The 19774-nt window shown below is 72.9% G+C and carries 15 protein-coding genes; 6 read left to right on the forward strand and 9 right to left on the reverse strand.

Annotation, left to right across the window (positions count from 1 at the left end; translation table 11 throughout):
* Positions 1-215: 215 nt before the first annotated feature.
* The 3 genes from ACH4KB_RS11055 to ACH4KB_RS11065 are packed head-to-tail and all read right to left on the reverse strand — an operon-like array spanning position 216 to position 4122.
* The gene (locus ACH4KB_RS11055) at positions 216-2633 is read right to left on the reverse strand and encodes a xanthine dehydrogenase family protein molybdopterin-binding subunit (protein ID WP_398065690.1); all 2418 of its coding nucleotides are present in this window, start codon (positions 2631-2633) and stop codon (positions 216-218) included.
* Positions 2630-3229, reverse strand: coding sequence for a (2Fe-2S)-binding protein (locus tag ACH4KB_RS11060; protein ID WP_398065691.1), 600 nt, complete (start codon positions 3227-3229; stop codon positions 2630-2632). The genes ACH4KB_RS11055 and ACH4KB_RS11060 overlap by 4 nt, the downstream gene beginning before the upstream one ends.
* A 2-nt stretch (positions 3230-3231) precedes the next feature.
* Entirely contained in the window at positions 3232-4122 is an 891-nt protein-coding gene (locus tag ACH4KB_RS11065; protein WP_398065692.1) for an FAD binding domain-containing protein, read from the reverse strand.
* 336 nt (positions 4123-4458) lie between these two features.
* Between ACH4KB_RS11065 and ACH4KB_RS11070 the strand changes: the two genes are divergently transcribed.
* Complete coding sequence (locus ACH4KB_RS11070) at positions 4459-6213, forward strand: PucR family transcriptional regulator (protein ID WP_398066053.1); 1755 nt, start codon at positions 4459-4461, stop codon at positions 6211-6213.
* A gap of 173 nt (positions 6214-6386) precedes the next feature.
* Positions 6387-7169 carry a hypothetical protein gene (locus ACH4KB_RS11075; RefSeq protein ID WP_398065693.1) on the forward strand — a complete coding sequence of 261 codons (783 nt, stop codon included), beginning with the start codon at positions 6387-6389 and terminating at the stop codon, positions 7167-7169.
* Positions 7170-7252: 83 nt separating this feature from the next.
* Here ACH4KB_RS11075 and ACH4KB_RS11080 read toward each other — a convergent pair whose 3' ends face one another.
* Positions 7253-8107, reverse strand: coding sequence for a GntR family transcriptional regulator (locus tag ACH4KB_RS11080; protein ID WP_398065694.1), 855 nt, complete (start codon positions 8105-8107; stop codon positions 7253-7255).
* 146 nt (positions 8108-8253) lie between these two features.
* Here ACH4KB_RS11080 and ACH4KB_RS11085 point away from each other — a divergent pair, with 146 nt between their 5' ends.
* Together ACH4KB_RS11085 and ACH4KB_RS11090 are read left to right on the forward strand one after the other, a co-directional pair.
* A complete protein-coding gene (locus ACH4KB_RS11085) occupies positions 8254-9102 on the forward strand; it encodes a (2Fe-2S)-binding protein (protein ID WP_398065695.1) in 849 nt (282 codons plus the stop codon).
* Between the two features lie 356 nt (positions 9103-9458).
* A complete protein-coding gene (locus tag ACH4KB_RS11090; RefSeq protein ID WP_398065696.1) occupies positions 9459-10559 on the forward strand; it encodes a DUF2637 domain-containing protein in 1101 nt (366 codons plus the stop codon).
* Positions 10560-10583: 24 nt separating this feature from the next.
* On the opposite strand, the gene ACH4KB_RS11095 is transcribed toward ACH4KB_RS11090, so the two are convergent.
* From ACH4KB_RS11095 to ACH4KB_RS11105, 3 genes are all read right to left on the reverse strand, one after another.
* Positions 10584-10949 carry an ATP-binding protein gene (locus ACH4KB_RS11095; RefSeq protein ID WP_398066054.1) on the reverse strand — a complete coding sequence of 122 codons (366 nt, stop codon included), beginning with the start codon at positions 10947-10949 and terminating at the stop codon, positions 10584-10586.
* A 358-nt stretch (positions 10950-11307) separates the two neighbouring features.
* Positions 11308-13050, reverse strand: coding sequence for a pyruvate dehydrogenase (locus ACH4KB_RS11100; protein ID WP_398065697.1), 1743 nt, complete (start codon positions 13048-13050; stop codon positions 11308-11310).
* Positions 13051-13162: 112 nt separating this feature from the next.
* Positions 13163-14971, reverse strand: coding sequence for a protein phosphatase 2C domain-containing protein (locus tag ACH4KB_RS11105; RefSeq protein ID WP_398065698.1), 1809 nt, complete (start codon positions 14969-14971; stop codon positions 13163-13165).
* Positions 14972-15358: 387 nt separating this feature from the next.
* On the opposite strand from ACH4KB_RS11105, the gene ACH4KB_RS11110 reads away from it, so the two are divergent.
* Both ACH4KB_RS11110 and ACH4KB_RS11115 read left to right on the forward strand, forming a co-directional pair.
* Positions 15359-16351 carry a helix-turn-helix domain-containing protein gene (locus tag ACH4KB_RS11110; protein WP_398065699.1) on the forward strand — a complete coding sequence of 331 codons (993 nt, stop codon included), beginning with the start codon at positions 15359-15361 and terminating at the stop codon, positions 16349-16351.
* Positions 16352-16432: 81 nt separating this feature from the next.
* Positions 16433-16915: a DUF456 domain-containing protein gene (locus ACH4KB_RS11115; RefSeq protein WP_398065700.1), complete on the forward strand. Its 483-nt coding sequence runs from the start codon at positions 16433-16435 to the stop codon at positions 16913-16915.
* Positions 16916-16937: 22 nt separating this feature from the next.
* Here ACH4KB_RS11115 and ACH4KB_RS11120 read toward each other — a convergent pair whose 3' ends face one another.
* Both ACH4KB_RS11120 and rsgA read right to left on the reverse strand, forming a co-directional pair.
* A complete protein-coding gene (locus ACH4KB_RS11120; protein WP_398066055.1) occupies positions 16938-18311 on the reverse strand; it encodes a DNA-3-methyladenine glycosylase 2 family protein in 1374 nt (457 codons plus the stop codon).
* 72 nt (positions 18312-18383) lie between these two features.
* The gene (gene rsgA, locus ACH4KB_RS11125) at positions 18384-19535 is read right to left on the reverse strand and encodes a ribosome small subunit-dependent GTPase A (protein ID WP_398065701.1); all 1152 of its coding nucleotides are present in this window, start codon (positions 19533-19535) and stop codon (positions 18384-18386) included.
* Between the last annotated feature and the right edge of the window lie 239 nt (positions 19536-19774).

The following is a 19774-nucleotide window of genomic DNA, read 5'->3' on the forward strand; positions in this document are numbered from 1 at the left end:
CAGAACGGATGTGCCGGCGGCACGGATGGTCCGTGAGGCGTTGCCGTGCGCGCGGCACGGCGAAGAACCGCGAGCGGTGCGGTACTTGGTTCCTCCGGGCGGTGCGGGGTGCGGAAAAGTGTGACGTTCTCGGCGCTGCGCACCGCCCGGAGAGTTCGGGGGGACCGCTCGGAGTCCGCCGGGCGACGACCGGTGGGAGATCGCCCGGCAGGCTCTCAGGTGCTGGTGAGGTGTTCGGGCCGCACCGGTGTCCTGTTGAGCTCGAGACCCGTCGCGTTCCGGATCGCCGCGAGGACGGCCGGGGTGGACGACAGGGTGGGGGCCTCGCCGATGCCGCGGAGCCCGTACGGGGCGTTCTCGTCGGCGAGTTCGAGCACGTCGACGGGGATGGTCGGCGTGTCGAGGATGGTGGGCAGAAGGTAGTCCGTGAAGGACGGGTTGCGCACCTTCGCGGTCTTCGGGTCGACGATGATCTCCTCCATCACGGCGACGCCCATGCCCTGGAGGGTGCCGCCCTGGATCTGGCCGAGGACGGAGAGCGGGTTGAGCGCCTTGCCGACGTCCTGGGCACAGGCCAGTTCGATGACCTTGACCAGGCCCAGTTCGGTGTCGACCTCGACGACCGCGCGGTGCGCGGCGAAGGAGTACTGGACGTGGCCGTTGCCCTGTCCGGTGCGCAGGTCGAACGCCTCGGTGGGCCGGTGGCGCCACTCCAGCTCGATGTCGATCGCCTCGTCCTCCAGGACGTCGGCGAGGTCGGCCAGCACCTCGCCGCCGTCGGTGACGACCTTGCCGCCCTCCAGGAGGAGTTCGGCGGTTGCCCAGGCCGGGTGGTAGGTGCCGAACTTGGTGCGGCCCAGCTCCAGGACCTTCTCCCGTACGGCTTCGCAGGAGTTCTTGACCGCGCCGCCGGTGACGTACGTCTGGCGGGAGGCGGAGGTGGATCCGGCGGAGCCGACCCGGGTGTCGGCGGGGTGGATGGTGACCTGGTTGACGCCGAGTTCGGTACGGGCGATCTGGGCGTGGACGGTGACGCCGCCCTGGCCGACCTCGGCCATCGCGGTGTGCACGGTGGCGACCGGTTCGCCGTTGATGACCTCCATCCGGACCCGGGCGGTGGAGTAGTCGTCGAAGCCTTCGGAGAAGCCGACGTTCTTCAGGCCTACCGCGTAGCCGACACCCCGCACGACGCCTTCGCCGTGGGTGGTGTTGGAGAGCCCGCCGGGCAGCGCGCGGACGTCCACGGAGGTGCCCTCGCTGCCCGCCGCCAGCCACTGCTGCTCGGGCGGCAGCGGCCGGGACTTGACCCGGCGCAGCAGTTCGGCGACCGGGGCCGGCGAGTCGCAGGGCTGTCCGGTGGGCAGCAGGGTGCCCTGCTCCATGGCGTTGAGCTGGCGGAACTCCACCGGGTCCATGTCCAGCTTGGCCGCCAGCTTGTCCATCTGCGCCTCGTAGGCGAAGCACGCCTGGACCGCGCCGAAGCCGCGCATCGCGCCGCAGGGCGGGTTGTTGGTGTAGAGCGCGATCGCCTCGATGTCGACGTCCTCGATGACGTACGGGCCGACCGAGAGCGACGAGGCGTTGCCGACGACCGCCGGGGAGGCGGAGGCGTAGGCCCCGCCGTCCAGGACGATGCGGCACTTCATGTGCGTGAGCTTGCCGTCCTTGGTGGCGCCGTGCTCGTAGTGGAGCTTCGCCGGGTGCCGGTGGACGTGTCCGAAGAAGGACTCGAACCGGTTGTAGACGATCTTGACCGGCTTGCCGGTGCGGAGCGCCAGCAGGCAGGCGTGGATCTGCATCGAGATGTCCTCCCGGCCGCCGAAGGCCCCGCCGACGCCGGAGAGCGTCATGCGGACCTTCTCCTCGGGCAGGCCGAGGACGGGGGCGATCTGGCCGAGGTCCGAGTGCAGCCACTGGGTGGCGACGTACAGCTCGACGCCGCCGTCCTCGGAGGGCACCGCGAGGCCGGACTCGGGGCCGAGGAAGGCCTGGTCCTGCATGCCGAAGGTGTAGTCGCCGGTGACGATGACGTCGGCCCGCTTCGCGGCCTCGTCGGCGTCGCCGCGGATGATCGGCTGGCGGTGCACGATGTTGGGGTGCGGGACGTGACCGATGTGGTGGTCGTCGCGGCCCTCGTGCACGAGCACGGCGTCGGCGGCGGTCGCCGAGGCCTCGTCGGTGACGAGGGGCAGCTCGCGGTACTCGATCCTGATCTTGGCGGCGGCGCGGCGCGCGGTCTCCGGATGGTCGGCGGCCACGATGGCGACCGGCTCACCGTGGTGACGGACCTTGCCGTGGGCGAGAACGGGGGTGTCCTGGATCTCCAGGCCGTAGTTCTTTATCTCGGCGGGCAGGTCGTCGTAGGTCATCACGGCGTAGACGCCGGACGTCGCCAGCGCCTCGGAGGTGTCGATGGAGACGATCTCGGCGTGCGCGACGGTGGAGCGCAGCGTCTGGCCCCACAGCATGTCCTCGTGCCACATGTCGGAGGAGTAGGCGAACTCCCCGGTGACCTTGAGGGTGCCGTCGGGGCGGAGCGTGGACTCACCGATGCCGCCCTTGGTGGGCGACCCCTGGGTGATCTTGGTGGGCGTGCCGGCCGGTGCGGTCCGGGCCTCGGGTGTCGTCGTCATGACTGGACCGCCTCTTCCTGGCGGGCTGCCGCGAGGCGGACCGCGTCGAGGATCTTCTCGTAGCCGGTGCAGCGGCAGAGGTTGCCGGAGAGCGCCTCACGGATGTCCTGGTCGGACGGCGAGGGGGTGTTCTCCAGCAGCTCGTCGGCGGCGACCAGGAGGCCGGGGGTGCAGAAGCCGCACTGGACGGCTCCGGCGTCGATGAACGCCTGCTGGATCGGGGAGAGTTCGACGGCCTCGCCGGTCTGGCCGTCGGTGGGCCTGGACTGCCAGCGCTTGGCGGCGTCCAGGGTGGTGCCGCAGGCGCCGGAGGCGCAGCCGCCGCCGGGGTGGGCGTCCTCGCGGTGCTTGGCGTAGTCGGCCAGGCCCTCGACGGTGACGACCTCGCGGTCCTGGACCTGGCCGGCGGCGACGAGGCACGCGCAGACCGGGACACCGTCGAGGCGGACGGTGCAGGATCCGCACTCGCCCTGCTCGCAGGCGTTCTTGGAGCCGGGCAGGCCCATGCGCTCACGCAGGACGTACAGGAGGGACTCGCCCTCCCACACGTCGTCGGCTTCCTGCTGACGGCCGTTGACCGTGAAATTGACTCGCATGGTTACGCAGCTCCTTCCAGCGCGCGGCCCGCGCCGCGGTACTGCTCCCAGGTCCAGCCGAGCGTGCGGCGGGCCATGATGCCGACCGCGTGCCTGCGGTACTTCGCCGTGCCGCGCACGTCGTCGATCGGGTTGCAGGCGCCGGACGCGAGGGTGGCGAACTGCTGGGCGATCGCGGGGGTGATGATCTTGCCGTTCTCCCAGAACCCGCCCTCTTCGAGCGCGGCGTTCAGGAACTCCTCGGCCTCCTTGGCCCGGACCGGGGTCGGGGCGGCCGAGCCGATGCCGGTGCGCACGGTGCGGGTCTCGGGGTGCAGGGCGATACCGAACGCGCAGACGGCGATGACCATGGCGTTGCGGGTGCCGACCTTGGAGTACTGCTGGGGTCCGTCGGCCTTCCTGATGTGCACGGCGCGGATCAGCTCGTCCGGCGCCAGGGCGTTGCGCTTGACCCCGGTGTAGAAGGCGTCGATGGGGATCAGCCGCGTTCCGCGTACGGATTCGGCCTCGACCTCGCAGCCGGCGGCGAGCAGGGCCGGGTGGGCGTCACCCGCCGGCGACGCGGTGCCGAGGTTGCCGCCGACGCCGCCGCGGTTGCGGATCTGCGGGGAGGCGACGGTGTGCGAGGCGAGCGCCAGACCGGGCAGCTCGGTGCGCAGGTGCTCCATGATGCTGCTGTACGGCACGGAGGCGCCGAGCCGCACGCTCTCCTGGCCCACCTCCCACTCGGACAGCTCACCGATGCGGTTCAGGTCCAGGAGGTACTCGGGCCGCCGGTGGTCGAAGTTGATCTCGACCATCACATCGGTGCCGCCCGCGATGGGCACAGCGGTGGGGTGCTCGGCCTTGGCGGCGAGCGCCTCCTCCCAGCTGGCGGGGCGAAGGAAGTCCATGAGTGGCTCTCTTCTTCTCAATCGGTTCGTTCGCCGGGGCGGGGGACGGCCGGCCCACGACTGGCTCGTTCATGTGGTGTTCACGTGGTGTGTGACCCAGTACACAAGCCCTGCTCCTACCGGTGCAGTCACCGAAACACTGAAGGAGTTGGCTGGTGTCCGTCCTCGTCTTGTAGATTCGAACGAATGGCGGGAATCAGTAACCTCGCCGCAATCGACAGCTACCCGTATCCCTCACGGCTCCCCCACCCCACGGCCTCCTTCACCCACTTCCACCCCCACCTGCTCCTTCACGAACTTCACCTGCTCCCCTACGGAAAGATCGGCGGCGACGAGATGCGGCTGCGCGCACTGCTGGAGAACGACGCGCTGGGCCTGCGGCTGCTCGGCGGCGAGGACGAGCTGGACCGCTCGGTCCGGGGCGTCATGACGACCGACCTGCGCGATCCCAGCCGCTACCTCTCCGGCGGGGAGCTGGTGCTCACGGGGCTCGCCTGGCGCCGGGACGCGGCGGACTCCGAACCCTTCGTCCGGATCCTGGCGGGCGCCGGGGTGGCCGGTCTCGCGGCCGGCGAGGCGGAGCTCGGCGACATCCCCGGCGATCTGGTCGAGGCGTGCGCGCAGCACCGCCTCCCCCTCTTCGCCGTGAACGAGACCGTTGCTTTCGCGACGATCACCGAATACGTCGTCCGTCAGGTCTCCGGTGAGCGGGCGGGCGACCTGGCGGCCGTGGTGGACCGGCACCGACGGCTGATGACCTCGGGCCCGGCGGGCGGCGGCCCCGAGGTGGTCCTGGATCTCCTCACCTCCGACCTGGACCTGCGGGCCTGGGTCCTCTCCCCCACCGGCCGCCAGATCGCGGGGGCGGGCACCCCGCTGCCCGGACCGCTGGGCGCGGCGCTGGCCGGGCACCACCTGGCCGCGACCCGTACCGGCCGCCGGGGCCCGCACCGGGCGGCGGTCTCCGGCACGACGTATTCGCTCTTCCCGATCCGGAACACCGGCCGGGGCGCGGTGCCGGCCGCCCGCGACGTACGGGAGTCGGTGCTCTCCGACTGGCTGCTCGCGGTGGAGGCCGACGCCTCGGACTGGCCCGCCGCCCGGCTCGACCTGCTCCAGGGCGTCACCCAGCTGATCGCGGTCGAGCGCGACCGCCGCGACGCGGCCCGTACGGTACGCCGCAGGCTCGCCCAGGAGGTCCTGGAGCTGGTCCAGGCGGGCGCCGCCCCCGCCGAGATCGCGGCCAGGCTGCGGGTCGCCGCGCCGGTCCTGCTGCCCGGCCTCGGCGTGGCCCCGCAGTGGCAGGTCGTGGTGGCCCGGGTCGACTGGAGCGCCGGGGGCCAGGCGGCCACCGCGGGCGAGATCGCGAGCGGTCCGGTGGCCCAGGCGCTGCTGGAGGAGATCCTCGTCGACCCGGCGGTCAGCGGCCCCGACTCGGCCGACCGGATCGCCGTCGCGCACACGGGCGAGGAGGCCATCGCCCTGGTGCCGCTGCCCGCACCCACCGCCGCCGTGGCCGCGGAGTCCGGGGAGGGCGCTCCGGGCGATGCCGCGCGGGCGGGCGCCGAGGACGCCGCCGCCATCGACGCGGAGCCCGGCCTGCACGCCGACGCGCTGCTGGCCTCCGTGCGCGAACCGCTCTCCGCGGGACTCGCCGACGACGGCCGGCTGACACTGGGTGTCAGCGCGGCCGTGCATTCCGCCGAAGGGCTGCGCGGCGCGCTGGAGGAGGCCCGGCACGCCCGCCGGGTGGCCGCGGCCCGTCCGGGGCGGGTCTGCGCGGCCGGTCACCACGAGCTGGCCTCGCACGTGCTGCTGCTGCCGTTCGTCCCCGACGACGTCCGGCGTGCCTTCACCGCCCGGCTGCTGGACCCGCTGCGCGACTACGACCGGCGCCACCGGGCGGAGCTGATCGAGACGCTGGAGGCCTTCCTGGACTGCGACGGGTCCTGGACCCGCTGCGCGGCCCGGCTGCACCTGCACGTCAACACCTTGCGCTACCGCGTCGGGCGGATCGAGCAGTTGACGGGGCGTGACCTTTCGCGCCTGGAGGACAAGCTCGACTTCTTCCTCGCCCTGCGCATGAGCTGACCTCCGGGCCGCGCCGCGGGCCCGGCGGGGGCCAGTCGCGTCCCGGCCGATTGTGAAATCTTTCACCTGACATTGCCCGGACCCCTTGGCCCGGCGTGCCAATCCGTGCTGAGATGCGCCGTACCCAACAGCACAATGGCGCGCTCGGGGAGGGCAATGTGGCGCATACCGCCATGTCTGGTTCCGGAACGACAGCAGATGACGATCCTCCGCTCCAGACCGCGGTATGGCGGCTGCGCTCACGCGCCTGCTGGACGGACGCGGCCGCACTGCTGGAGCACGACGCGGGCACGGAACCGGCCGCCGCTCTCCAGCGCACCGCGCTGCTGACCGAGCGGTGTCTCTACACGGGAGAGGGCTGGACCGACGCGGAGGACGCCCTGCGCACGGCGGAGGCCATCGCCCGCAGCGACGACGAGCGTGGGTCCGCCGCCTCCGAGCGGGGCCATCTGGCGTACGCCTCGACCCTCCTGGCGGTACGGGACCGGGCCGACGAGGCGAGCGTGGCGCTGAGCCGGTCGGCGGCGCTGCTGGCGCCCGCGTCCCCGGCCCGGCCGCTGCTGGACTTCCGGCGCGGGCTGATCGCCCAGAACATCGCGGAGTCGCCGCAGTCGGCGCGTGCCGCGTTCCGCCGGGCGCACGCCGGTGCGGCGGACCGGGGCGACGAGTTGCTCCTCTCGTCCACCTGGCGGCATCTGGCGGCGCTCGCCCTCCGCGAGGGGGAGCTGGCCGAGGCCCGGCACGGCTTCGCGGAGTCCCTGCGGATCCGGGAGGAGCTGGGGTTCCTGGTCGGTACGGCCCCGGCGCTGATCTCCCTCGCGGAGACGGAGGAGGAGTCGGAGGCGGCACGGCTGCGGGCCGAGGCCGGCCGGCTGTTCCGGCTGCTGGGCGGCGTGCCCACCTGGCTGGCCCCCCACCTGGGCCCCCCGGCCCCGCGCACCGCCGGGGCGAGCTGAGGCAGGGGCGTGCCGACCGCCGCGGACCCGGTCAGGATCCGCCGGACGCGCCGTAGGCCCCCGGGCGGCGGACGTCGCGGCGGTCAGCCGTCGGCGCCGGCGAAGTGTTCGCGGACCAGGGCCCGGACGACGGCGAGGTCCTGGGAGACGAGGGCGTCGAGCAGGGCGGTGTGCTCGGAGGCGTCGGCCAGCAGGTCGGCCCGGCGGGTCTCGGGGCCCGAAACCAGCGGCCACTGGGAGCGCCGGTGCAGTTCGTCGGCGACGGTCACGAGCTGCTCGTTGCCCGACAGCGTGAGGACCGCGCGGTGGAAGGCCCGGTCCGAATCGGCGTAGGCGGCCCGGTCGCCGACGGCCGCCGCCGTGACCGTGGCCTCCGCCAGCGGACGCAGAGCGCTCCAGCGGTGCGCCGGGACCGTACGGGCCAGGCTCAGCATCACCGGGACCTCGATCAGCGCCCGCACCTCGGCCAGTTCGGCCAGTTCGCGGGGGCCGCGTTCGCTGACCCGGAAGCCGCGGTTCGGCACGACCTCGACGGCTCCCTCGACGGCCAGCCGCTGCATGGCCTCGCGCACCGGCGTGGCGGAGACCCCGAAGCGGGCGCCGAGCGCGGGGGCGGAGTACACCTGGCCGGGCACCAGCTCACCGCCGACGAGGGCGGCGCGCAGGGCGTCCAGGATCTGACCGCGGACGGAGTGGCGCTGGACGACGGCACGCGGCGCGGGGGGCTCGCTGTGGGTGTGCTCGCCCCGGGCCGCCTGTTCCCTCTCGGCCGGGCGCCCGCCGGTCCGCTGGACCCCCGCCTGCTCGAATCCGGCCCGCTCGCCCCGCGCCTGTTCCGGCACCCGGCGCTCCGGCATCCGGCCTTCCGCCGGGGTGCGCGGGAACGCTCCCAGGGCGTACGCCGGACGTGCGCTCTCGCGCGCGCTGCCGTGCTCCACCCGGACCTCCTCCGCCTGCCGCGGGCCGGCTCGCGTGTGCCGGACCTCCTGTGCACGATAGAGGGAGGAGGCTGCGGTTCAAACATCGATGGCATCGGGTAAGGTAAGCCTTACCTGCAAACGATCCCGATTCGGTGGTCCCCTGCATGACCCTCTCCCCGCCGTTCACCGGTGCCGCGACATCCCCCGTGACCGCCGCGTACACCCGCCTGACCGAGGTGTTCCCCGGGCTGCGGGCCGACGTGCTCGACAGCGACGCCGTGGCCCCGTCCGGAGCGGGCTGGGTCGGCGCGGCGGAGCTGGCCGCCGGCGGTCACGCCGTGGACACCTTCCTCGCCTGGGACAACGCGCAGGTGCTGCGCGACCACGGCCGGCAGGCCCGTCCGGACGTGGTGGCGAGCTTCGGTCTGCACCGGTACGCCTGGCCCGCCTGTCTGCTGGTCACGGTGCCCTGGTTCCTCCAGCGCCGGGTGCCCCGGATCCCGGTCGAGGACGTGGCCTTCCAGCGGGCGCTGGGGCATCTGACCGTGCGGGTCCGGGAATTCGCCTGCCTGCCGGACGACCCGGCCGCCACCCTGCCCGGGGCCCGGGTCGTCGCGGACGAGGCGGCGCTGCGGGCCGAGGTCCTGACCTCCCTGACCGAGCACCTCGGCCCGGTGCTGGAGGGCTTCGGGCCGCGCATGCGGCGCGGGAAGCGGGCCCTGTGGGGGATGGCGACCGACGAGATCGTCGAGGGCCTCTGGTACATCGCGCATCTGCTGGGTGAGGAACGCCGCGCCATGGCCGAGCTGGAGCTGCTGCTGCCCGGCACGACCAAGCCGTACGTCGGCACCGCCGGCTTCCGCGAGCTGACCGGACCCGACGGCCGGTCGCTGCCGACCCGGGACCGGGCGAGCTGCTGCCTCTTCTACACGCTGCGCCCCGAGGACACCTGTGTGACCTGTCCGCGTACCTGTGACACGGACCGGGTGCGGAAACTCAGGGCTGTCCCGTAATCCCTGGCGGGCGCACGACGACAGCTACGGCACCTCGCCGCGTTGTCGGAACGCCCGGATACATCCAGTATGCGGACGCCCCTCCGCCTTGCGATGCACCGCATCTGACGCCGCGCGCTGATCCACCAGGGATTGCGGGACAGCCCTGAGCCGCAGCTTCCTGATCCACACCGCCCGTCCGGATGACGTGGAATCGAACGTGACTCGACTAGATCGAGCGCTCGTTCGAGAAGATTCCACCCATCGATAGCCTCTCCCACCCCCATGGCGTGCTCTTGTCCCGAAACCACCGGAGCGGGACGGGAATTCCGTCACGATGGCGCACGAAACGCCCTACGTGACGCAAGGGACCGCGCATGAGACTGACCGACATATCGCTTGACTGGCTGCTTCCGGGCGCCGTACTGCTCGTGGGAGTCATGGCGGCGGTGACGGTGGTCGCACGCGGCAAGCGTGCCGCCGGCAAGGCCGCGGCCGACGACTCCTGGGAACGCAGCGAGGAGCGCCGCAGACGCAAGGAAGCGCTGTACGCCACCGCCAGTTACGTCCTGCTGTTCTGCTGCGCGGCGGTCGCCGCCGCGCTCTCCTTCCACGGGCTCGTCGGCTTCGGCCGGCAGAACCTGAACCTCACCGGAGGCTGGGAGTATCTTGTCCCGTTCGGGCTGGACGGGGCCGCGATGTTCTGTTCGGTGCTGGCCGTACGGGAGGCGAGCCACGGAGACGCGGCGCTCGGCTCCCGGCTGCTGGTGTGGACGTTCGCCGGGGCCGCCGCCTGGTTCAACTGGGTGCACGCCCCCCGGGGCATGGACCACGCGGGCGCTCCGCACTTCTTCGCGGGGATGTCCCTCTCGGCCGCGGTGCTCTTCGACCGCGCGCTGAAGCAGACCCGCCGCGCCGCGCTGCGCGAACAGGGCCTGGTGCCCCGCCCGTTGCCGCAGATCCGGATCGTCCGCTGGCTGCGGGCGCCCAGGGAGACCTTCGGCGCCTGGTCGCTGATGCTCCTGGAGGGCGTCCGCACCCTGGACGAGGCGGTGGACGAGGTGCGGGAGGACCGCAGGGAGCGTGAGCAGGACCGGCTCCGCCGACGCGACCAGGAGAAGCTGGACCGGGCCCGTATCAAAGCCCTGAACCGGCAGAACCGGGCCTGGGGGCGCGGGGGACGGGGCGGCCGGCAGCTGGACGTGCCCGCCATCGCCGCGGCCTCGGGCGGCGCGGCGCCGGCCGTCGCGGAGCCCGCCATAGCAGAGCCGGGTCAGCTGCCTCTGCGACCCCGGCCATCCCTGCAAGCCGTCGGCCCGAAGCAGCCGGACGCTTCGAGCTCGAAGAGCCTGGACGCACCGAGCCAGGGAAGTGACCCGCGGACCGTCGACCTCACCGCCGAGGACGACACCCAGACACTCCCGCGGCTCGACTCGCTGGAACAGAAACTGAAGGATCTGGAGCAGCAGTTCGGCTGAGAGCGCTGCGCGGCGGAGGGCCCCTCAGGGCCTTCCGCCGCGCAGCTCGAACCAGACGACCTTGCCCAGGGCCTGTGCCTCCACGCCCCAGGCATCGGCCAGGCTCCGGACCAGGATCAGGCCCCTGCCGTGCGTACCGTCGTCGGCGTTCGGTACGTACTGCGCGGGCAGATTCTCCGAGGCGAAGTCCTGGACCTCCACCCGCAGTCGGGCCGGCGTCTCCGTGGCGGTGACCACGGCCCCGTGCCGGGTGTGGATGAGCGCGTTGGTCACCAGCTCGCTCACCAGCAGCTCCGCCGCCTCGGTCCGCTCCTCGTCGGAGCTGCCCCGGAGGAACTCCCTCATCTCCCGGCGCACTTCGCCCACAGCCGACCGTTCGGTGTGGCCCACCCTGCGGCGCATCCGGGTCGGCGGTGGCGCCTCGCCCGGTCTCCGGCCCCGGGGGCCGTGCCCCTCGATGACCGCGGTCCTTCTCTGACGCTTCGCCATCTCCCCCGCCCGCACAGTGCACCGACCTCCTCGGAACCGGCCGCTCGTCGAACAGCCTCACGGGATGCATGCCCCTGTACGCACACGGTCACGCTTGTCGACCCGTCAATAGGTGAACGGTCGGGAGCGGCGAGGGGCGCACGGAACATCCCACCCGCGCACGCCATCACCACAGAGGCGCAGCTCCGCTCAACCTCCCTCGGCTACACCCGAGTTGCTGTTGCCCCGGCGCAAGGAAGTCAGTCAGGCGACCGCCGACTCAAGGACGGGGCACGTTACGGAGGTTGGAGCGGGCCATCTGGAGCATGCGGCCCACTCCGCCGTCGAGCACGATCTTGCTCGCGGAGAGCGCGAAGCCGGTGACCATGTCCGCGCTGATCTTCGGCGGGATGGAGAGCGCGTTCGGGTCGGTGACCACGTCGACGAGCGCGGGTCCCTTGTGCTTGAAGGCGTCCTTGAGCGCGCCCTGCAACTGCTTGGGCTTCTCCACGCGTACGCCGTAGGCGCCGGCCGCCCGGGCGATGGCGGCGAAGTCGGGGTTCTTGTTGGTCGTCCCGTACGAGGGGAGGCCCGCCACCAGCATCTCCAACTCGACCATGCCGAGCGAGGAGTTGTTGAACAGGACGACCTTCACCGGCAGGTCGTACTGGACCAGCGTGAGGAAGTCGCCCATCAGCATGGAGAATCCGCCGTCGCCCGACATCGCGACGACCTGCCGGTTCAGATCGGTGAACTGGGCGCCGATCGCCTGCGGCAGGGCGTTGGCCATCGAGCCGTGGCTGAACGAACCGATCACCCGGCGCTTGCCGTTGGGCGTCAGATAGCGGGCGGCCCACACGTTGTTCATGCCGGTGTCGACCGTGAACACGGCGTCCTCGTCGGCCATCTCGTCCAGCACGGAGGCGACGTACTCGGGGTGGATCGGGACGTGCTTGTCGACCTTGCGGGTGTAGGCCTTGACCACGCCCTCCAGGGCGTTCGCGTGCTTCTTCAGCATCCGGTCGAGGAACTTGCGGTCGGACTTGGGCTTCACCCGGGGCGTCAGGCAGCGCAGGGTCTCACGCACATCGCCCCAGACCGCCAGGTCGAGCTTGGAGCGGCGGCCGAGGTGCTCCGGGCGCACATCGACCTGGACGATCTTCACATCGTCCGGAAGGAAGGCGTTGTACGGGAAGTCCGTGCCGAGCAGGAGGAGGAGGTCGCACTCGTTGGTCGCCTCGTACGCGGCGCCGTAGCCGAGCAGCCCGCTCATCCCGACGTCGTACGGGTTGTCGTACTGGATCCACTCCTTGCCGCGCAGCGCGTGCCCGACCGGGGACTTGATCTTCTCGGCGAACTCCATGACCTCGGCGTGCGCCCCGGCCGTGCCGCTGCCGCAGAACAGCGTCACCCGCTTGGCCTCGTCCACCATGCGGCAGAGCTTGTCGATCTCGTCGTCGCCGGGCCGTACAGTCGGCCGCGCGGTGACCAGGGCGTGCTCGATGCTCTTCTCGGGGGCGGGCTTGGAGGCGATGTCGCCCGGCATCGAGACGACGCTGACGCCGCCGCGCCCGATGGCGTGCTGGATCGCCGTCTGGAGCAGCCTCGGCATCTGCTCCGGGTTGGAGATCATCTCGTTGTAGTGGCTGCACTCCTGGAACAGCAGCTCCGGATGGGTTGCCTGGAAGTAGCCGAGACCGATCTCGCTGGAGGGGATGTGCGAGGCGAGGGCCAGCACCGGGGCCATCGAGCGGTGGGCGTCGTACAGGCCGTTGATGAGATGCAGGTTGCCCGGTCCGCAGGAGCCGGCGCAGGCCGCGAGCGAACCGGTGACCTGCGCCTCCGCACCGGCCGCGAAGGCGGCGGTCTCCTCGTGGCGGACGTGGATCCAGTCGACGGCCGGGTTACGCCGGATGGCGTCCACGACGGGGTTCAGGCTGTCGCCGACGACGCCGTACAGGCGTTTGACGCCTGCCCTGGCGAGGATGTCGACGAACTGCTCCGCCACGTTCTGCTTGGCCATGGGTGCGCGCCCTTTCCTTGCCCGTGCTCCGTGCACTTCGGTTGTCCGGACTCCGGAGCCCGAAACACCGTGTCGCCCGGCTCCGGAATCCATCAACCCACGGTGTGCGCGGTTACGCCTCCCAGACCGCGGCGCAGGTGCGGTCGTCGGCGTACCCCTTGATCCGGAGCTGGATGTCGGCGAGGAAGGCGGGCAGTCCGGGCGGTCCGGCGCTCCCCCAGCGCTCGGCGAGCTCGCCGGGGAGCGCGGGCTCGCCGCGCATCGGCTCGGCGAGCCCGTTGCTGCACAGCAGCAGCGTGTCGCCGGGGCGCGCCACGGAGGCCCGGAAGCGGAAGGGTTCGGCGGGCTGCCGCGCGGGGCCGTCGGCGTTCGGGGACGGCGGTGCGGCGATCTGGAGGTCCATGGTCAGCCGGTCCCCGTCCGGGCCCTCCTCCCGCTCGTCGCCCGACTGCGGGCCGCCGCCCTCCGGGACGGAGGGCTCCAGGTCCTGCCAGAGTCCGTCGCGGAGGCGGAAGAGGCCGCCGCCGCCGCCGACGCCGAAGAAGACCCGGGTGCGGCAGTCGGGGTCGGCGGACAGCAGGAGGCACCGGAGGCTCGCGGTGTACGCGTCCGGTGGCACGCCGAGTTCGGCGGCGCGGGCGCGCAGCTTGCCGTACGTACGGTCGGTGAGCCGGTGCAGCCCGGCCTTCAGGTCGCCCCGGCGGCCCGCTCCTATGTCCTCGGAGAGCCGGATGTGGCTGCGGGCGACGGCACCGCCGATCCAGCGGCAGGCGTCGGCCGCGGCGAGGTGAGCCGCTGCGCCGGCCCGGTTGCCACCGGCCACGGCGACGAGGACGAGGGCGCTCTCGGCCGCCCCGAAGCGGGCGGTGAGCAGCCCGTCGCGCCGGGGTTCTCCGCGGAAGCGCGCGGAGTCACCGCGCACGGAGGCGGTGCGCAGGGTGTACGTCCCGTACCGCGCGCCATCCAGGACGGTGTCGGGGGCGAGACCGTCCAGGTTCTCCGAGGTGGCGGAGGGCAGGGCGGCGGGCTCGGCGTCGTAGGTGGGCGGCCGGTCCCCGAGGTGGCCGACGGACGGCCGGCCGTCGGTCGCTTCGTCGTCGGCGGGATCCGGCGGAAGTGCGTGCAAGGCACTGGGGTCGGGCGCGAGGGCGGGCTCGGGCGCTTCCGGCACGCGCGGCGCGGCGAACGTCCGGGGCCCCGGCTGCCCGGCGGGCGGCTCCCAGGGGGCGGGAAAGACGGTGGTGCGGGGGGCGCCGGGCTCCGGCCCCGCGGGTGCGGCCGACTCCGGCACCGGCACCGGATTCCGCTTCGGCACCGGCACCGGGTCCGGGTCTGGCACCGGCACCGGGTCCGGCTCCGGATTCCGCTCCGGGTCCGGCTCCGGTTCCGGATTCCGCTCCGGCTTGGCATCAGCGGCCCGCTCCGGCCGCCGGTCGCGCTTCGCATACGAATCCCAGGCCGACCGGGGGTCGGGCATGAGCTCCGGAGCCGCTTCAGAATCCGGGACGGGGTCCGGGGCGGGGTCCGGGGCGGGGTCCCGAACGGGGTCCGGGGCGGAGTCCGGCCATGGCTCCCGCTGTGCCGCCACGGACCGGCTCCGTTCGGGCGACGGCCGGTACGCGTCCGCGTACGGATCCTCGTAGCCGTCGCCGTCCGGCTCCTCGAAGCGGTCGGCGTAGGGGTCCTCGTACGCGTCGCCGTACGGATCCCGGACGGTCTCGCGCACGGTGTCCCGGTGGTCGCCCACCGGGCTGCCCATCGGGCTGCCCATCGGGCTGCTCACCGTGTCCGACACGGAGTCGAAGCGGTCGTCGAGGCTGTCGGCCGCACGGCCGGGACCGGTGTCGTGCGCGGTCTCGTCGTACAGCTTGCGCCACCAGTCGTCCTCGTGGGCGGCGGGCTTCTCCCCCTGCTGACTCATGCCCATATTGTCCACCGCGAAGGCGGCCCGAAAACGGGACATCGGGAAAATGTGGCCCGCACATGGGCGTACGCGTCGTTGACGGTCTGCAATCCCGGGGTGTACCCGGCGTGACCGGTCGCGTCGAGTCCGATCTCCTGGCCCGGCGGTGGTCGCCGCTCCGGGTGCCGTGCGCGATATCGGGCGCATCGCTCTCCCCAGACCAATCCGGATGGAAGCATCCCAGGAGGGCGCATTCCGGAGGCCGTTGGTGCTGCGGTGGCAGAGGGGCCGGGGGTACGGGGGATGATGTGGGCGGCGGGTTTGCGCCGTGGCCTCCACCCGCCACCCGGGACCCGTCGCAGGGGCGCCTCGATGCGCGATCACCACACCCGGGGAGGTCGGAGAATGCTGGGGGCCATAGGTCTCGACGAGAGACAGGAAACCGCGTACCGCGCGCTCGTCGCGGCGGGAGCCGCGGAGCTCGCCGATCTCGCGCACCGGCTCGCACTGCCCGAGGCGGACACCGAACGGGTGCTGCGGCGGCTGGAGCAGCAGGGTCTGGCCGCACAGTCCTCGGCCCGGCCGGGCCGCTGGGTGGCGGCGCCGCCCGGCGTGGCGCTCGGCGCGCTGCTGATCCAGCAGCGGCACGAGCTGGAGCAGGCGGAGCTGGCGTCCGCGCTGCTCGCCGAGGAGTACCGGGCCGAGGCGAGCGAACCGGCGGTGCACGATCTGGTGGAGGTGGTGACGGGCGCGAGCGCCGTCGCCCAGCGCTTCCACCAGTTGCAGCTGGGAGCGGTGTCGGAGGTGTGCGCCCTGGTGACGGGCAAGCCGATCGCGGTGACCGGGATGGAGAACGAGTCCGAGGAGCGGGCGACGTCGCGCGGGGTGAGCTACCGGGTGGTGGTCGAGCGTGAGGTGCTGTCGACGCCGTTCGGGATCCTGGAGCTGTCGGCGGCGCTGAGCCGGGACGAGCAGTGCCGGGTGGTGGACCGGGTGCCGACGAAGCTGGTGGTGGCCGACGGGAGCCTCGCGATGGTCCCGCTGACCGCTCGGGGCGCGGAGCCCGCCGCTCTGGTCGTGCACGCCAGCGGTCTGCTGGAGTCGCTGATGGGCCTCTTCGAGGCGGTGTGGCGGGAGGCGATGCCGCTGCGGCTGGGCGAGGGCGGCGGCGGGGTGTGCGAGGACGGGGTCGGGCCGGATCCGACGGATCTGGAGATCCTGTCGTTGCTGTTGGCGGGTCTGACGGACGCCAGCGTGGCCAAGCAGCTGGATCTGGGGCTGCGGACCGTGCAGCGCCGCGTCAAGGGCCTGATGGAGCTGACCGGGGTCTCGACGCGGCTCCAGTTGGGCTGGCATGCGTACGAGCGTGGCTGGGTGGCCCGTACCGAGCCGGCCTGAGACGGCTTCGGCGCAGGTCGACGCGGGTGGGCGGGGGTGCGCTGACGGGCGGAGCGGGGCACTCTCCGGCAGGCTGGTCAGATGAGTGTGTGGCAGCTCGTCGCCGTGGGCCTGGTCATGCTGCTGGGCCTGGCCGGGGTGCTGGTGCCGGGCGTGCCGGGTCAGGCGATCGTGTGGGCGGCGGTGCTGTGGTGGGCGCTGACGGACATGACGCCGGCCGCCTGGGGCGTCCTGATCGGCGCGACGGCGCTGATGCTGCTGAACCAGGCCCTCAAACCGCTGCTGCCACCGCGCCGCCCGGGTGAGTCGGGGGCGCCTCGCCGGACCTTGATGATCGGCGGGGTCGCCGGAATCGTGGGCTTCTTCGTCGTGCCCGTGGTCGGCGGGATCCTCGGGTACGTCGGGGCCATCTTCGGCGCCGAGCGGCTGCGGCTGGGGAGCCGGGGCGCGGGCTGGGCGTCGGTGCGCTCGGTCATGCGGGCGACGGGCTACGCGGTGCTGGTGGAGCTGTTCTGCTGTCTGCTGGTGGCGGGCGCCTGGCTGGGCGCGGTGCTCTGGGGCTGACGGGAGCGCCCCGGGGCCCCGGTCAGCCGGGGACCGACGCCCCCGCCGCCTCCAGATGACGTACCGCGTAGGAGCGCCAGGGCCGCCACCGCTCCGCGCCCGGCGTTCCGTACGGGTCCACGTCGGGGTCGCCGAGCGCCCGCATCCGGATCAGGGCGGCGGTGCGGCGGCCGATCCCGGGCAGCGTCAGCAGCGTCCGTTCCGCCTCGTCGCGGTCGGCCCCGGCGTCCAGCCGCAGCCCGCCGTCGGCGAGCGCGGCGGCCAGGGCCGCGAGGGCCGGGTCCTCGCCGGAACCGGCGAGCACGTCCGGCTCCGGGAACACATGGGTGAGCCCGCCGCACGGCACGTCCAGTACCTTCCCGTACCGCTCGACCAGCTCCCCGGCGGCCTCGCGCCCCACCAGGATCCGCACCGCGGCCTCTTCCGGGTCGGCCGCGCCCGGCGACCGCAGCCCGGGGCGGGCGGCGACCAGCGGGGCGAGCCGGGGGTCGGCGGCCAGCGCCTCGTCCACCGCGTACGGGTCGGCGTCCAGGTCGAACAGGCGGCGCACCCGCTGGACGGCGGTGGTGAGGTCGCGGAGGTCGGTGAGCTGGATCCGGGCCTCCAGCCAGGGGCCGCCGGGCGAGGCCTCGTCGACCGCGACGAGGCCGGCCCCGTACGGCAGTCGCAGGGTGCGCCGGTAGACGCGGTGGCCGGGCGGGCCCGTCACCTCCTCGACCCGGGCGACCGCCCCGGCGGCCAGCAGGTCGAACAGGGCGGCGGTGGCGTACGGGCCCCGGTGGGCGAGCCGCAGCGGGATCCCGGCCCTGGTCCCCTCGCGGCGTCCGCCGCCGAGCCCCGTACCGGCCTCGGCGCGCAGGGCGCTGGGCGTGCGGGCGTAGATCTGCCGGATGGTGTCGTTGAACTGCCGGACGCTGGCGAACCCCGAGGCGAAGGCGATCTCGGTGACCGGCAGTCCGGTGGTCTGGAGGAGCACCCGGGCGGTGTGGGAGCGCTGGGCCCGGGCGAGCGCGACGGGTCCCGCGCCCAGCTCGGCGTTGAGCTGGCGCTGGACCTGCCGGGCGCTGTAGCCGAGCCGCCCGGCGAGTCCGGGGACGCCGTCGCGGTCCACGACTCCGTCGCCGATCAGGCGCATGGCCCGGCCGACGACGTCCGCGCGGGCGTTCCAGTCGGCGGAGCCGGGCACGGCGTCCGGCCGGCAGCGGCGGCAGGCCCGGAAGCCGCCGGCCTGGGCCGCCGCCGCGGTCGGGTAGAAGCGCACGTTGGCGCGTTTGGGTGTGACGGCGGGGCAGCTCGGCCGGCAGTAGATGCCGGTGGTCACGACGGCGAAGAAGAACGCGCCGTCGAATCGCGCGTCGCGGCTGCTGACCGCCTCGTAACTGGTCCGTTCATCCATCACACCGTCCAGTGTGCGGCAGCCCGGGCTGCCGCACTCGCGGCTTTCGGACGTCGAACCGGTCGCTCCGGCCTACCGCATCCCGCCACGCTTGGCCTCCATGGCGGCACGCCCTTCCGCGCCCTTCCGCTTCCAGTCCCGCTTGATCTCGGAGCGCACCCGGGCGTCGGTCTTGGCGACGATCCGCTGGTTCTCGCGGATCAGTTTCCGGTAGCTGTCGAGCCGCCTCTCGGGCAGGACCCCGTCCGCCAGCGCGCCGAGGACGGCGCACCCCGGTTCGGCCTGGTGGGCGCAGTCGTGGAACCGGCACCGGGTGGCCAGCTCCTCGATCTCGGAGAACACCTCGCCGACCCCGGTCCCGGCGTCGTAGAGGCCCACTCCGCGGAGCCCGGGGGTGTCGATGAGGACGCCCCCGTGCGGCAGGACGAGCAGGTTACGGGTCGTCGTGGTGTGCCGGCCCTTGCCGTCGACGTCCCGGGCCGCCTGTACGTCCATGACGTCCTGGCCGAGCAGGGTGTTGGCCAGGGTCGACTTGCCGGCGCCGGAGATGCCGAGGAGGACACTCGTACCGCCGGAGACGACGGCGCCGAAGACGTCGAGCCCCTCGCCCGTGGTGGAGCTGACCGGCAGCACCTGGACGCCGGGGGCGATCGCCTCGACGTCCTGGACGAGGTGGGACAGCGTGACCGCGTCGGGCACCAGGTCGGCCTTGGTGAGCAGCACGATCGGTTCGGGGTCCTGGCCCGCGTCCTGGCCGTCGCCGAGCAGGGCGGCGCCGCTGGAGCTGGAGAGGGCGAGCGCGAGGAAGCGCTCCAGGCGGCCGAGGTCCAGCTCGACGGCGAGCGAGACGCAGATGGCGATGTGGTCGATGTTGGTGGCGAGCACCTGCCCCTCGGACCGCTGGGAGGAGGTGGAGCGGACGAAAGCGGTGCGGCGGGGCAGGAGCGTGCGGACGAAGCGCGGATCGCCGCCGGCGTCGAGCGCCACCCAGTCGCCCGTGCAGACGATGCGCATCGGGTCGCGGGGCACGACGAACGCGGTGTCGGCGCGGACGGTGCCGTCGGCGGTGATCACGTCGCACTGACCGCGGTCGACCCGCACGACGCGTCCCGGCACGAGCCCCTGCTCGGCGTACGGGGAGAAGGCTGCCGCCCAGTCCTCGTCCCAGCCGTACGAGGTCAGCGGGTGCGAGGAGGAAGGAGCGGTGAGGAACGAGAAAGACAAGGGAAACCCTTCACAGGGTGGCCCCGGCACGCGCGCTCGGCGCGGGAATGAGGGAAGTCGGTCAGCCGGTGGCCACGGAGATGAGGACGATGCTCTTCCGGTTGTGGGCAGTGCCCATCGCAACGACAGTCATCAATGTCCTCACCTCCTGGTTCTTTCCGTTTCCGGGCCGCGGGCGTCATGGCGATGCCCGGAACAGTGGCCAGATTAGCCGGACCCCGGGGAGCGGCGTCAACAGC

The organism is Streptomyces sp. NPDC017520, assembly GCF_044329855.1.
In the GTDB taxonomy this organism is placed as follows: Bacteria; Actinomycetota; Actinomycetes; order Streptomycetales; family Streptomycetaceae; genus Streptomyces.

Coding starts and splice junctions, on each gene's coding strand:
- ACH4KB_RS11055 (WP_398065690.1), bottom strand. CDS start 2,633: ATGACGACGACACCCGAGGCCCGGACCGCACCGGCCGGCACGCCCACC.
- ACH4KB_RS11060 (WP_398065691.1), bottom strand. CDS start 3,229: ATGCGAGTCAATTTCACGGTCAACGGCCGTCAGCAGGAAGCCGACGAC.
- ACH4KB_RS11065 (WP_398065692.1), bottom strand. CDS start 4,122: ATGGACTTCCTTCGCCCCGCCAGCTGGGAGGAGGCGCTCGCCGCCAAG.
- ACH4KB_RS11070 (WP_398066053.1), top strand. CDS start 4,459: ATGCGGCTGCGCGCACTGCTGGAGAACGACGCGCTGGGCCTGCGGCTG.
- ACH4KB_RS11075 (WP_398065693.1), top strand. CDS start 6,387: ATGTCTGGTTCCGGAACGACAGCAGATGACGATCCTCCGCTCCAGACC.
- ACH4KB_RS11085 (WP_398065695.1), top strand. CDS start 8,254: ATGACCCTCTCCCCGCCGTTCACCGGTGCCGCGACATCCCCCGTGACC.
- ACH4KB_RS11090 (WP_398065696.1), top strand. CDS start 9,459: ATGAGACTGACCGACATATCGCTTGACTGGCTGCTTCCGGGCGCCGTA.
- ACH4KB_RS11100 (WP_398065697.1), bottom strand. CDS start 13,050: ATGGCCAAGCAGAACGTGGCGGAGCAGTTCGTCGACATCCTCGCCAGG.
- ACH4KB_RS11105 (WP_398065698.1), bottom strand. CDS start 14,971: ATGAGTCAGCAGGGGGAGAAGCCCGCCGCCCACGAGGACGACTGGTGG.
- ACH4KB_RS11110 (WP_398065699.1), top strand. CDS start 15,359: ATGCTGGGGGCCATAGGTCTCGACGAGAGACAGGAAACCGCGTACCGC.
- ACH4KB_RS11115 (WP_398065700.1), top strand. CDS start 16,433: ATGAGTGTGTGGCAGCTCGTCGCCGTGGGCCTGGTCATGCTGCTGGGC.
- ACH4KB_RS11120 (WP_398066055.1), bottom strand. CDS start 18,311: ATGGATGAACGGACCAGTTACGAGGCGGTCAGCAGCCGCGACGCGCGA.